The organism is Borrelia parkeri (genome assembly GCF_023035815.1).
Lineage (GTDB): Bacteria > Spirochaetota > Spirochaetia > Borreliales > Borreliaceae > Borrelia > Borrelia parkeri.
Map to the genome: position 1 here is coordinate 1 of NZ_CP073175.1, position 15,435 is coordinate 15,435.

The 15,435-nt window shown below is 33.1% G+C and carries 13 protein-coding genes and 3 pseudogenes; all 16 read right to left on the minus strand.

Translation table 11 applies throughout. The annotated features are described in order from the left end of the window. Positions 1-71 precede the first annotated feature (71 nt). The gene (locus tag bpSLO_RS07670) at positions 72-353 is read right to left on the minus strand and encodes a hypothetical protein (protein WP_246990122.1); all 282 of its coding nucleotides are present in this window, start codon (positions 351-353) and stop codon (positions 72-74) included. Positions 354-436: 83 nt separating this feature from the next. Beyond that, a complete protein-coding gene (locus bpSLO_RS07675; protein ID WP_246990124.1) occupies positions 437-607 on the minus strand; it encodes a hypothetical protein in 171 nt (56 codons plus the stop codon). 109 nt (positions 608-716) lie between these two features. Then, positions 717-1,541: an FAD-dependent thymidylate synthase gene (gene thyX, locus bpSLO_RS07680; RefSeq protein WP_246990143.1), complete on the minus strand. Its 825-nt coding sequence runs from the start codon at positions 1,539-1,541 to the stop codon at positions 717-719. A 266-nt stretch (positions 1,542-1,807) separates the two neighbouring features. Further along, a complete protein-coding gene (locus bpSLO_RS07685; protein WP_246990126.1) occupies positions 1,808-2,686 on the minus strand; it encodes a P12 family lipoprotein in 879 nt (292 codons plus the stop codon). 373 nt (positions 2,687-3,059) lie between these two features. Continuing rightward, positions 3,060-4,043 (minus strand): annotated as a pseudogene (locus bpSLO_RS07690) (variable large family protein); the annotation flags it as partial. Between the two features lie 113 nt (positions 4,044-4,156). Then, a complete protein-coding gene (locus tag bpSLO_RS07695) occupies positions 4,157-5,221 on the minus strand; it encodes a variable large family protein (protein ID WP_041178827.1) in 1,065 nt (354 codons plus the stop codon). 81 nt (positions 5,222-5,302) lie between these two features. Continuing rightward, positions 5,303-6,172 carry a variable large family protein gene (locus tag bpSLO_RS07700; protein ID WP_246990144.1) on the minus strand — a complete coding sequence of 290 codons (870 nt, stop codon included), beginning with the start codon at positions 6,170-6,172 and terminating at the stop codon, positions 5,303-5,305. A gap of 256 nt (positions 6,173-6,428) precedes the next feature. Continuing rightward, positions 6,429-7,064, minus strand: a complete 636-nt coding sequence (locus tag bpSLO_RS07705) for a Vsp/OspC family lipoprotein (protein ID WP_348648864.1) — start codon at positions 7,062-7,064, stop codon at positions 6,429-6,431. A 122-nt stretch (positions 7,065-7,186) separates the two neighbouring features. After that, positions 7,187-8,209, minus strand: a complete 1,023-nt coding sequence (locus tag bpSLO_RS07710) for a variable large family protein (RefSeq protein WP_041178829.1) — start codon at positions 8,207-8,209, stop codon at positions 7,187-7,189. 123 nt (positions 8,210-8,332) lie between these two features. After that, positions 8,333-9,340, minus strand: a complete 1,008-nt coding sequence (locus bpSLO_RS07715) for a variable large family protein (protein WP_246990243.1) — start codon at positions 9,338-9,340, stop codon at positions 8,333-8,335. Between the two features lie 230 nt (positions 9,341-9,570). Next, complete coding sequence (locus tag bpSLO_RS07720; RefSeq protein WP_246990244.1) at positions 9,571-10,200, minus strand: Vsp/OspC family lipoprotein; 630 nt, start codon at positions 10,198-10,200, stop codon at positions 9,571-9,573. A gap of 123 nt (positions 10,201-10,323) precedes the next feature. Beyond that, positions 10,324-11,136, minus strand: a pseudogene (locus tag bpSLO_RS07725) (variable large family protein); the annotation flags it as partial. A gap of 114 nt (positions 11,137-11,250) precedes the next feature. Next, positions 11,251-12,348 carry a variable large family protein gene (locus bpSLO_RS07730; RefSeq protein WP_172797976.1) on the minus strand — a complete coding sequence of 366 codons (1,098 nt, stop codon included), beginning with the start codon at positions 12,346-12,348 and terminating at the stop codon, positions 11,251-11,253. A gap of 197 nt (positions 12,349-12,545) precedes the next feature. Further along, on the minus strand, positions 12,546-13,067 hold the full coding sequence (gene bdr, locus bpSLO_RS07735; RefSeq protein ID WP_246990245.1) for a Bdr family repetitive protein: 522 nt from the start codon (positions 13,065-13,067) through the stop codon (positions 12,546-12,548). Positions 13,068-13,365: 298 nt separating this feature from the next. Then, positions 13,366-14,373, minus strand: a pseudogene (locus tag bpSLO_RS07740) (variable large family protein); the annotation flags it as partial. Positions 14,374-14,641: 268 nt separating this feature from the next. Further along, a complete protein-coding gene (locus bpSLO_RS07745; RefSeq protein WP_348648870.1) occupies positions 14,642-15,280 on the minus strand; it encodes a Vsp/OspC family lipoprotein in 639 nt (212 codons plus the stop codon). Positions 15,281-15,435: the final 155 nt, after the last annotated feature.

Below are 15,435 nucleotides of genomic sequence, written 5' to 3' on the forward strand. Positions count from 1 at the left end.
TAGTTTAGTTTTTAATAGTATAAAATAGATAACTAAAACCTATCTTAAAAATCTATTCTACACACAATTTTTCAGCTTTTATTTCTATGCTCATAACACACTTGTTTAATCAATTCAAATACTTTCTCTTCAGGATCTCTTTCAACAGCAGGTCCAGGCACAGGAGGATTTAAAAACATAAAATAATTATCAAAAACATCGGCAAGTCTTTTTTCTATTCTATAATGCTCTTTTGCATCTATATTAAGATTTTCATCTCTACCCTCTACATTAGGTGAATTATCTTTACCATATTTAATATGCTTAAGTAATTCTTTAACTTTTCCCTTATCGTTCAGTTTCAACAAAAACATTTTAATATATTCTTCTATTTTAGATACATCTCCTTTTAAATGGATATCAAAATTAGCTGAAACACCTTTGGGTAATTCATTTTTTAATACACTAACAACAAAAAAGTTAATATACCGGTCTCTTCTTTATTAAGTCCAAGATTATCTCTCCAATCTGATTTTAAATTAACATTAACTGGTTTTTGCAAGAAATCATCTTTATTATTTTTATTATTATAATCTTTAAATAAATCACAACTTACAAAACAAATCACACAAAATATAAATACAACTCTATACATAAAATCCAAAACTAACTTACTCTTTATAAAGATATCTCATTATTACTGTTTTTCAATATACAATAAAAGGAAACTTTGTTTATTATGTAATATTAAGTTTATCTTTTAACCTCTTTAATGCCTTATCATCCAATTTGAGTTTACTAATATTCAATGCACCAGAAATAGCTATTATCTCTTCATAAGACAACCTACACCCTTTTAAGATATGATTCTTAAAACTTTTAGTAGCAATAGGCACAATTTTTTCAATAACATCAATCAATATCCTGGCATATTCACGCATCTCTTTTGATGAATTTTCCCTAACCTCTTTCGATTCATTGAACGCCAACCTTATTTTGATAAAATGAAAAAGATTATTTAAATCAATCTGCCAATACCATTCAGTATACAAGCTTAACGGTAAAGCTATTCTAGACACTTCTTTTGAAACATTACACTCTATCATATTTTGATATAGTTTGTAACAAAAACTTTGACTTTCCTTTAAATCGCTTAACACATCTTTTGCAAAATTAGATTCAGTTTGCTTACTCTCAACATTTTGAATCTTTATATCCTCTTCTAAAGGAAGATAAAACTCTTCTCTCAGCAAACTATATGAACCAGACACTTCATTAATCCTTGCTGTTCTATGTCTCATCCATTGTCTTGCAACAAATATAGGGGCCTTAACATAAAATGTAAAAACAACTTGTTCAAATGGACTTGTATGCTCATTTCTCACTAAATAATCTATAAGTTCATCATCTTCTCTCCTAATACTTTCACCTCGATATGAAATTCTTGCTGCTTGCACTATTCTCTCGTCACTACCCATATAATCAACAAGCTTGATAAAGCCCTTATCTAAAACCTTATATTCCTTATTTAATAAATCATCTTTTTCAATATCAGTATTCAAAAGCAATTACTCCCACCAAAGCTTTAAAATAATTTACCAGTTATTCAATTTGCATTATTATATCAAAACATTTGATACCTTTCAAAAACACTTTGGAATAATAATACTCACACTTGTTAAGACATTTAAGCAGTACAAACTCATAGTCAAATCTTAAAGGTAATTAGTTTGTAAAAACTTATTTAAATAAAATTAATAAGAGTTCCTTTATAAGGAACTCTTATTGAAAATACTAATCTTATAAAAGATTTAAATCTTTACCATCTCTATCTTGAAAGATTCTCTAGAACAGACTTTGCCTCATTAATGAGTTCCTCTATCTCTTTCTTTATTCCTATTGCTTCTCCTATATTAGAAGAAGAGGATTCTAATAAACTTAAAACATTTTCTGCATCACTTCGTGCCTTTTGAGCTAAAGAATCGCTATTCCATCTTCTTGATGAGTAACTTCTACGTTTATTATTTCTTAATCTTTCAATAATAGCTTCTCTTAAAGTTTTTTGCGCTTCTTCAAAAAAATATTTTGCAGAACTTCTTTTATTAAGTCCTGCATCAATTTGGGTCATAAACATATCAAGCTGATTCCTTTCTTCATTGAACCTATTTTGTAATTTAATGAGCTTCTGTCTATTTGTTTTATCCTTTATAAGATTACTACTCCTTATTTTATTTTTAAGTTCTGAAAGAATACCATAAAAACTAGATTCTAATCGCTCATATTCACTTTTGAGTTTAAGTGCATCCTCAATTAATTGAGAAAATCCAGAATCTTCAATAACACGCTCTATATTTTTAACTGCATTATCTACTTCTTTTTCGGACTCAGTACTTGGTATTAGGTCTCCTTCTTTTATCTCTATTTCTTCTTGGACATAGTATGGATAAAATTGCTCAGACACCTCAAATCCCGCATTAACAGGCTTTACTCCCATATCTTGTTTTATTTCTACACCCTCTTCAAAAGCATCTATAACAACTTCTTTTTGTTCCTGATTTTCTTGTTTATGGTTTAAACCTTTATTATCTTTGCTTTCATCTAAAAATTTTTCCCTTACTTCATTTAATAAATCATTAAGGGCATTGATATCACATGATAACAAACATAATAATGTTAATATACATACTGATAAAATACTTCTCTTCATATCTCCCTCCTGGGATATTAGATTATTTAATTATTAAATCTCGATATTGAAATACAATAATTACTGGTAAGTGTACACCCTTTTATTTTAAATAACAAAAATAAATTTCATAAAACCCCGGTTATTTTATTCTGTAATAATTAAAATCTATTTAAAATTATTTTAATAAAGTAAAATTAATTACTTACTAATCAAAACTAATCTTAGAATACTTACTTCCACCTAAGTAGCATAGGAGTGAATAAAAGTTACTCTCTTATCTTTAGTACAAATATTTAATACATCACCAAAATGTAAAGAAGGAAAACAATTCTTATAAAAAGAAAAGTTTTCCTTAAATGACTTTATTTAGTAGATTATTTAATTAGATAATTTATTTAGCAGCAGCAGGTTGAGTAGTCGTACTAGCTTCAGTTGATTCAGTAGTAGTCTCAGAGTACTGTATTCCCTTAACAGCTTTTCCTACTTTATCTAGTTCGCTTGCTACTGTTTTCCTAATTATTAAGTCAAGTATTCCCAGTACCTTATTTACAGCAGTTACAGCAGCAGCTTTAACTGCACCATCTTCATTAGCAGCAGCACTAAATTTACCACCCTTAGTCATAGCTTTAAGAGCAACAGCAGCTGCTAAGTCTGCATTTGTTTTAGCACCAGTATTAGCTTGAACATCAATTTTAGTCGCTAGAGTTCCAGCTTCATTATCATTGCCTGCAGCAAGTGCAGCATTAGTTTTAGCATCTTTAATCTTATCAATCATTGCCCACGGATCAGCTTTAGACACTTCTTCAGCTAGATTAGGACCAGAGTTAGCAGCTGCAGCAGCACCAGACTTTGCAAGAGTTGCTCCTGCCTTATCATCACCAGCAACTACCTGAGCACCAGCATCTCCAGAACTGATTTCTACTTCAGATTTCTTTGCTACTTCAATAATTGCATTCACACTTTTAATTATAGTGTCAACTCCATCCTTATCAGCAGCAACTGCAGCACCAGCATTATTAGCATCACCAATATTAGTATCGCCAGCTTCCTTAGCAACCCCAGCAAGTTTAGTTAAAGCAGCAATTAGTTGCTCAAAGACATCACTAGCACTGTTAATTGCACCCTTAACAGCTTCAATTGTGCTACCATTAGCATTTTTTGCTTCAGATATTTCACCTGATAACTCTTTTAACTTATTCTTAGTAATTGTAAGTCCATCACCTATAGTCTTAAAGTGTTCACCAACTTTACTTCTCTTATCACCCGATTTAACTGCTGTAAGTCCCAAAGCATCACCAATAGCATTACCAAAAAAGCCAAAAATCTCGTAAAACCCATGACCTATTTTGATAAATGAACCAAAGAAAGAAATTTTAAATTAAGAAGCCAATTTAATTTCTTAAAGTTAATTACAACAATATAGAAGGCATCTTAGATATCGATCTAAGATGCCTTCTAATCTTATTTTAAAGTAATGAATCTATCTTATTACTGACCTGCTGTTTTCGGAGCCCTTGCTTCATCTATTTTTTCTTTTGCTGTTTTAAGAACATTCTTTACTGTCTTTTTAACTATATCTTCTACCGCTACTAATAGTTTATTTACTGATGTTATTCCTACTGCTTGTACTGTTATTTTATCATTGGCATCATTATTTGCAGCTAATTTACCTCCTTTAACCAAGGAACGTAATGCTATTCCTCCACTCACGGCACTTGCCAGCGCCGCACCTTTTGCTATATTCCCTACAGTACCTCCTACTGCAAATTCCAATGGAGTTGTATCTGCAGTTGCATCAGCTCCGATTTTCACAGCCTTATCTTCTGTTGAATTAATTATTGAAGCTAATATTTCTTCTCCACTCACTGCGGATACTATTGCTGCCGCTTTATCTCCTACTGTTGATCCTGCATTAGCATTTTCAGCTAAAACCTTGGCTCCATTTTCTGGAGAAGCTACTCCTATTGATGCTTGCGACAATGTTAACCTACTTCCTTTTAATTCTTCAACACCTGCTTCCACAGCTGAATTTACAATCCCTTTCAATGCTTCAAATACTATCTTTAATTCATCTGCACTTGCTGATACTCCTTTTTGGGTATCGCTTCCTACCTCACCTACTTTACTAATATCTCCTATTCTCTCTAAAGAAACTATATATCTTTTTAATTTTTCAAACATTTGCTTAGCTTTTTCAATCGCTTTATCTAATTCTGATTCATTTGCTTCTTTTTCTGATTGTTTATCAGACTGATCAGTTTGACCTGAAATTGCTGACAATTCCCCTACAGCTTTCTCTATTCCTTCTGCTAATTTCTTATAATAGTTCCCTACGTCATTTTTAGTTGTATCTTTAGTTACTCTTAAGCCTAATGTATCTGAGAGTAACTCTAAAAATGAATAAAAGGCATTTTCAGCACTTTTACCTACTTCCATTAGCACTGCACTTAAACTTCGCCCACCTGTAGCTGCCTCGCCATCCTTACCTACTTGTGGTTGTTGACCACTGCCACAGCTAAGAAGTAAAAATAAAGTAATAAGTATAATAAAAATAAAAGGAAAACGATTCTCATGAAGAGAAGAGTTTTCCTCAAATGACTTTATTTAGTTATGTTTATTGTTATTAAATTCTAACTAGTTCTTCTTAATTTCAGAGATTGTATTATCAGTAGTTACAGGAGTATCGGTAGAATTAAATTTCATAGCATCTTTAACAGTCTTAAGTCCCACATCAATTGTTTCTCTTATAGCAATAGTTAAAGTATCTAATGCCTTAATTACTGCACTGATAGCTGCACCTTTAACCGCGGGAGCATACTCAGCAGCTTCAGCACTAGGACCAGCAAATTTACCATTCTTAGCCATAGCTGTTAATGCAATAGCACCTGCAATAGTTCCATCTTTAGCCTTAGCCTTAGCAGCATCTCCGGCGTTATCGTTAGCAAATAATTTACCTGCTTCACCATTACCATTAGCAGTTCTTGCGCTAAGATCCTCGGCTTTTTTATCAGTACCAGCATCAGCATTTCCTTTATCTTTAAGAACCACGTCTACTATATCTTTAATTCCCTTTACTAGTTTATCAACTTCAGTCCCAGCAACACCAGCAGCATTATTAGTACCAACATTACCAAGTAACTCATCACCTGTAGTACCAACAGCCTCACTAGCAGTCTTAGCCCCCTGGATTATTTTATCAAGAGTATTAGTAATTAGAGCTTTTACAGCAATACCTGTAGCCTCTGCATTAGGATTATTATCAGATTTCATATCAGAAACAATTTTCTCAAGGGATGTCTTAGTAGATGAAAGAGTATCATGTACTTTCTTAAAGTAGTTCCCAACATCAGACTTTTTAGTATTAGTATTAAACCCTAAAACCCCTCCAACTATATCAGAAAAGGAAGTAAAAACATTTAAGAAGTCATTACCTAAACTAATAAGAGATTTTAAGAATCTACTCTGAGGATCCTCAGTCTTAGTACTGCCACTCCCACAACTCAGAAGTAAAAATAAGCAATCTAAGTTCTTATTAAGTGATAAAACAAGGTAAAATCAAAACATAAATATAAGTCTAAAATTGATAAGTAATCATAAGAAATCTAAGAAGAATAATAGTAAAGCAAGTAGATAGAGAATAAAGAAACAAAATAAGCTAAGAGAAGCAAACTCCTAGCTTATTATTTATAGACTTTATTTTATAAGAAAATAACGATTGATTAAAAAGTAATCATATAATAACTAATTAACTTGTTTACTCTTAGTTAGATTGAGCAGGAGTTGAAAGCGCATTAATTGCAGCTGTTACTGCAGCTTCAGCAGCAGTTAACAAAGCATCAATTGCTGTGTTGAGTTTTTTAAGTTCTGCAACTCCTTTGGTTCCATCTGGCTTATTAGTTTTATCTATAGCTTCTTTTGCATGTTCATCAGTAACAGCGCCATCTGCCTTACCAAGATCAGAATGCTCAGTTTCCAACTTTTTTATGAATGCATCATTATCGGTCTTAACAGCAGTAACCTTTTGTTTCAATTCATCAGAGATTCCATTTGTTTGTTCCAATACTCCCAATTTAGTTTTTACAGCTGATATTACACTATGTGCACCAGCAAGCAATGATCCATTTTTACCACCATTATCATCTTGAAGACCATCTGCTTGAATTTTCTTTTTAATAGCCTTAGCGAGGTCATCAATGGACTTAACTAAGGTATGAATTTCTGTAACACTCTTAGCAAAAGCAACAGCCTCTGTTATTTTTGAACTTACTGACTTTAAATCAATAAGAGTGCCATCAGATTTAGCCGCTTGCCCATCTTTAGGAGAAGAAGCTGAATTATTACAAGACATAAGTAAAAATAAAGTCATTAATAACGCACAAAAAGTAATTCTTTTCATTATCACGTGCCTCCTTATTAACTTAAGGGAGCTAGATCAAACAAAAGGAAAACAATTCTTATGAAGAGAATAGTTTTCCTAAAATGACTTTATTTAGTTATGTATTTATTATTAAATTTTAACTAGTTCTTCTTAGCTTCAGAGGTTGTATTATCAGTAGTTACAGGAGTATCAGTAGGATTAATTTTCATTGCTTCTTTAACTTCCTTAAGTCCTACATCAATAGTATTTCTTATTGCAATAGTTAGAGTACCCAATGCTTTAATTACTGCACTTGTTGCTGCTCCTTTAATTGCAGTAGTAACCTCTGCAGTACCAGTATTATCATTAGCAAACTTACCACCTTTTGCCATAGCTCTTAAAGCTATAGCACCTGCTATAGTCCCATCTTTAGCATTAGCCTTAGCTGCATCAGCAGCTGCACTAGTGCCATTTTTAACTATAACTTGTAATATATCAGCCCCGGTTACTGCTCCAACAGCTTTTGCTGCATCGGCAGCTGATTTCTTTGCATTATCAGCACTAGCAATAGCAGTAGTACCAAATAACTTTCCTGCTTCACCATCAGCATTAGTTCTTGCGCTAAGATCCTCGGCTTTTTTTTCGGTGCCAGCTTCAGGATTTCCTTTATCTTTAAGAACCACGTCTACTATATCTTTAATTCCCTTTACTAATTTATCAACCTCCCCAGCAGCACCACCGTTATTCTGAGAAGCAACATTACCAATTGGGTCACTAGCATCAGAACCAATAGCCTCACTAGCAGTTTTAGCTCCATCAATTATCTTATCAAGAGTATTAGTAATTAGAGCTTTTACAGCAGTTTCAGCTGCAGAAGCATTAGGATTATTTTCAGATTTCATATCAGAAACAATTTTCTCAAGTTTATTCTTAGTTCCTTGTACAGTATCATGAATGGCCTGAAAGTAGTTTCCAACATCAGACTTTTTAGTATTAGTACTAAACCCTAAAACCCCTCCAACCATATCAGAAAGGGAAGTAAAAACATCTAAGAACCCTTTACCTAAATTAGCAATAGAAGTTAAGAAAGTGGTTTTAGGATCTTCAGCCTTAGCACTACCACTCCCACAACTAAGAAGTAAAAATAAAGTCATTAATAACGCACAAAAAGTAATTCTTTTCATTATCACGTGCCTCCTTATTACTCAGGGGGATAAGATATAGATAAAAGGAAAACAATTCTTATGAAAATAAGAGTTTTCCTTATATGACTTTATTTAGTTATGTTTATTAATAATTCTTTATTGTTACTGTCCACTAGCTGTTGTTTCTTCAGAAGTAGTAGAATCTGTAGACTTATCTTCTTGTGTAACGGATGCTAGTGCTTCACTTATTGACTTTAAACCACTATCAACAGTATTTCTAATAGCAATAATAAGAGTACTTAAAGTCTTACCAACAGCACTAGCTGCTGCACCATTAACTGCATGAGCATCTTTTTCAGCATTAGCAGCAAATTGACCATCTTTAGCCATAGCTCTCAGTGCAATACCAGCAGCAATCACTGCATCTTTCTTTGCTGCATCTTTAATTTCTTTTTTGTTAGCAACAGCCGGAGCAATAGCAATTCCAGCTGCATCTTTGGCTGCGTTAATGCCCTCAGTACTATCTGCAGCAGGATTTTCTTCAGATTTAGCAATAGCTTTTAGAATGTCAGCACCAGTTACTGCTCCAATGCTAGCTGATGCCTTTGCAATATTTTCTTCTTTAGCATCAGCTTTACCAGTATTATCAATAAACAATGCACCGATGTCCTTTTTATCCTCTCCTGTTTTAGTAGCAGCAGCATTTCCATCATTGTCTTTTAAAACCACATCAACAATAGTCTTAATCCCTTTAACCAGTGAAACAACTGAATCCTTGCTAGCAGGAGTAGCCCCATGTCCAGCCGAAGTAGCATTCCCAATAGCAACATCACCAGTAGCCCCTTTAGCTGCTGTCTTAGCCCCTTCTGCGATCTTGTCTAATGTGTTAGTGATAAACGTATTAACAACTGTCTTAATTTTTGAGTAATTCCCATTAGTAGCAACTTCATCTTGTAACTTTTTTTTAACTGTGTTCATAGTAGTCTCAATATCAGTGAAGTACTTACCAATATCAGATTTTTTAGTGTCAGCCTTAATACCAAAAGCCCCAGCAACCATATCAGAAAGAGAAGTAAAAACATCTAAGAACCCTTTACCTAAATTAGCAATAGAAGTTAAGAATGTGGTTTTAGGATCTTCCGTCTTAGTACTACCACTGCCACAACTCATAAGTAAAAATAATATAAAATTAAAATCAATGCATAAATATAAGTCTAAAAGATAAAAGTAATTAAAGTAATCTAAAAAGTATAATAAAGTATTAAAGTAAATAAAGAATAAAGAAACAAAATAAGCTAAGAGAAGCATACTCTTAGCTTATTATTTATAGACTTTATTTTATCAGATAATTACGATTGATTAAAAAGTAATCTTATAATAATAAATTAACTTGTTTACCCTTAGTTAGAAGGTTTCGCAGGGGTTGTAAGCTGTGTAATTGCAGATTCTACTGCAGCTTCAGCAGAAGTTAACAACGCATCAACTGCTGTGTTCAAGGCAATAAGTTCTGCTTTACCTTTACCTCCAGTATTATCGTTTTTATCTATGGCATTTTTTATATGAGCATCAGTAACTTCTTTTTTACAAAGATCATCATCTTTCAATTTATCCAAAAATGGTTTAATTTTCGCCTTTACACCAGCAATTTTTGACTTTAATTCATCAGAAATTCCAGCTTTTTGATCTAATCCTGCCAATTTATCATCTATACCCGATACTAAGCTATAAACCCCTGCAACTAATTGTCCATTATTACCATTATCTTCAGCCTCCAAAGTGCCATCATCCTTCTTAAGCTTTTTTCCAATACCCTTAACAAACTCATCAATGGATTTAACTAAGGTATGAACTTCTTTAACATCTTTAGCAAAAGCGACAGAGTCTCTTATGTTTTTAGTCATTGTAGCTAAGTCAAGGATTGTACCATCAGATTTAGCTGCTTGTCCATCTTTAGGAGAAGAAGCTGAATTATTACAAGACATAAGTAAAAATAAAGTCATTAATAATGCACTTAAAGTAATTCTTTTCATTATCACGTGCCTCCTTATTAACCTCAGGGGGACAAGACATAAATAAAAGGAAAACAAATCTCATAAAAAGAGAAATAGTTTTCCTCAAATGACTTTATTTAGTAGATTATTTAACTAGATAATTTATTTAGTAGCAACAGGTTGAGTAGTACTAGCTTCAGTTGATTCAGTAGTAGTTTCAGAATATTGTATTCCCTTAACAGTTTCTCTTATCTTATTTAGATTACTTGCTACTGTTTTCCTAATTATTACGTCAAGTACTCCTAATACTTTATTTACTGCACTTATAGCAGCAGCTTTAACTGCATCAGCTTCATTAGCAGCATTACTAAATTTACCACCCTTAGTCATAGCCTTAAGAGCAACAGCAGCAGCTAAGTCTGCATTAGTAGCAGCTTTAGAACCATTAGCTTGATTAGGAGTACCAGTTGCCAATTCCCCAGCACCATAATTGGTATTAGCATCAAGTTGAACACCAACAGCGGTCTTGGCACTATTAATCTTAGCCCATGAATCCGCTTTTGATACCTCAGCTGCTAGCTTTGCAGTAGCACCAGCACCTGCAGCAGCAGCACCTGAATCACCAATATCAATATTACCAGCTTCTTTAGCAGTATCAGCAAGTTTAGTTAGAGCAATAATTAGTCGTTCAAAGACATCATTTGCACTGCTAATTGCACTCTTAACAGCTTCAATTGTGCTGCTATTAGCATTTTTTGCTTCAGATATTTCACCTGATAACTCTTTTAACTTATCCTTAGTATCACCTAAACCTTTTTTTATCTTATCAAAGTGTTCACCAACTTTACTTCTCTTAGCACCCGATTTAACTGCTGTAAGTCCCAAAGCATCCCCAATAGCATTACCAAAAAAGCCAAAAATCTCTTGAAATCCTTGACCTATTTTAATAAGTGAATCAAAGAAAGAAATTTTAGATTAAGAAGCCAATTTAACTTCTTAAAGTTAATTACAACAATATAGAAGGCATCTTAGATTTATATCTAAGATGCCTTCTAGTCTTATTTTAAAGTAATGAATCTATCTATCTTATTACTGCCCTGCTGGTTTTGTAGCTCTTGCTTCATCTATTTTTTCTTTTGCTTTTTCAAGAACATTCTTTACTATATTCTTAATTATATCCTCTATTGCTACTAATAGTTTATTTACTGCTGTTATTCCTACACCTTGTACTTCTTTCCCTCCTCCTGTAGCAGCATCTGCTGCGCCTGATGCTAATTTACCTGTCTTAATCAATGAACGTAATGCGATTCCTCCTACTACTGCTGCTGCTTTTGGAGTATTTGCACCTGCCAAGTGATCTGCCTGACCTCCTTTAGCAAAGGAAATGGCACTTGTATTTCCATCTGCAGCTGCTCCTAGTGCTGCATCACTTTCTTTTGATGCAATTATTGATGCTAGTATTTCCTCACCACTTACTGTTGATAATATTGCTGCTGCTTTTCCTGCATCTGTTGCTGCTGGATTATTACCACCACTTGTAGCTAATATCTTAGCACCATCCTTATTATCTGCGCCTCCATTTGCTTGTAATGTAGTAGTTCCTTCTTTTAATGCTTGAACACCTACATCTGTTGCAGATTTTACTATCTCCTGCAAGGCCTTAAGGGCTTTCTTTAATTCATCTGTATCAACTGCTGCTCCTAAACCAGCACCACCACTTGCTGCGTCCCCTACCACTTTGTCATCACCTATCCCTTTTAAGGAGTCTAAATGGCCTTTTAATTTGCTTAAAGTAGTCTTAGCAGCATCAATAGCTACTCTAATAGGATTTTTAGATGCATCGCTTGTATCAAGATCTGCTGTTGCCTTAACTGCTACCTCTTCTAACTCTGCTGACGCTTTTCCAAGCTTCGCACCTAAGCTGTTAAAATAACCTCCTACATCCTCTTTCTTTGTAGTTGATTTAGCAGTAAAGCCTAATGTATCTGAGAGTAACTCTAAAAAAGAATAAAAGGCATTTTCAGCACTCCTACCTACCTCCATTAGCACTGCACTTAAACTCCCCACCCCTTGTTGCTCTCCTCCTGCTGTTCCAGGATTACCTGAGTTTGCAACCTGTTGACCACTGCCACAGCTAAGAAGTAAAAATAAAGTCATTAATAATGCACAAAAAGTAATTCTTTTCATTATCACGTGCCTCCTTATTACCTCAACAAGGGACAAGATGGTTAACAAACTTTGAATAAGATAAAAAAAGCTAAGAACATAGATACTGTAACCTTGCAAAAACTGTGTGTGACTCAACAATAAATAAAATTGATTGATTTTGGTAATAAAAATAATTAACAGAAAGTCATTTAAATAAGAGGGATAATCAAATAAATTTACTTTACTAATAATGACATTAATGCTAAAAATATTCCTATATTAAGGGTAATTAGGATACCAAACATCCAACCATGAAGTCTTAATGTACTCTTAAGTTCCATTTTATTAACATCAATCTTATTATCGAGGTCTTTAATATCAAACTTTAATTCATTTCTAACAATATCTATCTTATTATCAAGATCCTTGATATCTGATTTTAATTCACTTCTAACTGTATCAATCTTCACATTTAAGTTGTTTTCAACAATATCTATTTTATTATCAAGTTCAGTTTTAACAGAAATAATCTCAGATTTTAAACTACGCTCTAACATCTCAAGCTTAAGATTAAAATTACTCTCTAAATACTCAATATCTTTATAAGTCAGTTCATTACGATAATATCTTTTAGAGAGATCATTTGCAACAAAATCTTGCATACCCATTTTTACAAATTCTTGATATATAATCTCCTCTGTAATATGCCCATTAAAAATTTGTGTACTAGCAACAGAATGTAGTGATGAATCTTGCATAAAATCTCCTTATATAATCATTATATAACATCTTAAGTATTATAGGAACCTTATTTTAGTAAAATGTGCTTTAAGAGGGTCCCTAACTCTAATATAAAGCGTCTAGTCTATTTTCTTTAGTTTATCAAAAAGCTCAAATGCAGTCTTACCATCAATCTGTTGTTAAAGGATTGCTATCAATACTCTTTAGACCTGGATACTATTACAAATAGTAAAAAAAGGAAAACAATTCTTATAAAAAGAACAGTTTTCCTACAATGACTTTATTTAGTTATGTTTTATTAATAATTATTTATTGTTACTGGCCACTACTAGCTGCTGCATTTGAAGGTCCAGTAGCCTCAGCCTCTGCTGTTTTATCTTCTTGTGTAACTGTAACAAGAGAATCACTAATTGTCTTTAATCCACTATCAACAGTATTTCTAATAGCAATAATAAGAGTACTGAGTGTTTTACCAACAGCACTAGCTGCTGCACCATTAACTGCATGGGCAGATTTATCGTCATTCTTAGCAGCAAACTTACCATCCTTAGCCATTGCTCGCAGTGCAATACCTCCTGCAATAACCGCATCTTTATCTTTTAAAGTATCACCAAACTCCTTATCATCATCTTTTTTAGCTGCAGCAATCTCAGCAGCATTCTTCGCTTCTTCAATTTTAATCTCACCAGTAGCAGCATCACCATTATCTTTAACGATAGCTTGCAATATATCAGCCCCAGTTACAGCACCAACAGCCTTTGCTGCATCAGCAGCTGATTTCTTTGCAGCATCAGTAGCTCCAGCATTGTTATTAGCAAATAGTTTTCCTGCAGCATCATTATCCCTTGCACCAAGATCCTCAGCCTTTTTATTATCCCCCGCATCAGGATTGCCTTTACCTTGAAGTACCACATCTACAATTGATTTAATACCCTTTACTAGACTATCAACACCAGTTCCAACAACACCGCCATTATTGTCAGCAGCAACATTACCAAGTAATTCATCACCTTCAGCACCCTTTACAGCATCGCCTGCCCCTTCTATTATTTTATTAAGTGTATTATCAATTAGTTTTTTTACTGCAGTACCTGCTGAATCTGCATTAGGATTATTTTTAGATTTCATGTCAGTCACAATTTTATTAAGGGACCTCTTAGTAGATGAAACAGTGTCATGAATCTTCTTAAAGTAGTTCCCAACATCAGACTTTTTAGTATTAGTATTAAACCCTAAAACCCCTCCAACCATATCAGAAAGGGAAGTAAAAACATTTAAGAAGTCATTACCTAAACTAATAATAGATTTTAAGAATCTACTCTGAAGAGCCTATAAATAAGCAATTTAAGATTTTATTAAGTTCTAAAAAAAGATAAAATCAAGGCATAAATATAAGTCTAAAAGATAAAAGAAATCATAATAAATCTTAAGGAATTATAATAAAGTAGTAAAGCAAATAAAAAAAGAATAAAGAAACAAAAAAAGCTAAGAGAAGAATACTCCTAGCTTATTATTTATAGACTTTATTTTATAAGAAAATAACGATTGATTAAAAAGTAATCTTATAATAATAAATTAACTTGTTTATCCCTTAGATGTTAGAAGGTTTAACAGAAGTTGTAAGTTCCTTAATTGCAGACTCTACTGCAGCATCAGCAGCCTTTAACAAAGCATCAACTGCTGTATTCAATTTACCAAGTTCTTCAGCTCCCTTATCTCCATTAGGCTGACTAGTCCTATCTATAGCTTTTTTTGCATCATCAGCTTTAGCATCATTTTTACCAAGAGTAGCATTTGCTCCTTTCACTTTATTTATAAACTCTGTACTTGAAGTCTTAGCCTCAGTAACTTGTTTCTTAAGTTCATTATCATTTATTTTTGTTTCTAAAGCTACTAATTTAGTCTGTATATCCAACACCACACTATATACTCCTGCAACTAAAGAACCATTTTTATCTTTATCAGCATCATCAGCAAGTTTACCAGCATTATCAACTTTCTTACCAATAGCTTTAGCGAGTTCATCAATAGACTTAACTAAGGTATGAACGTCTTTAACACTCTTAGCAAAAGCAACAGCCTCTGTTATTTTTGAACTTACTGACTTTAAATCAATAAGAGTGCCATCAGATTTAGCCGCTTGTCCATCTTTAGGAGAAGAAGCTGAATTATTACAAGACATAAGTAAAAATAAAGTCATTAATAACGCACAAAAAGTAATTCTTTTCATTATCACGTGCCTCCTTATTACCTCAAGGAGCAAAATGGTTAACAACCTTTGAACAAAATAAAAAAAGCTAAAAGCATAGATACTGTAACCTTGCAAAAACTAAATACAATGAGAAAATTAGCAGATATTAATTGTCTCTAACAAAAAATTAAATA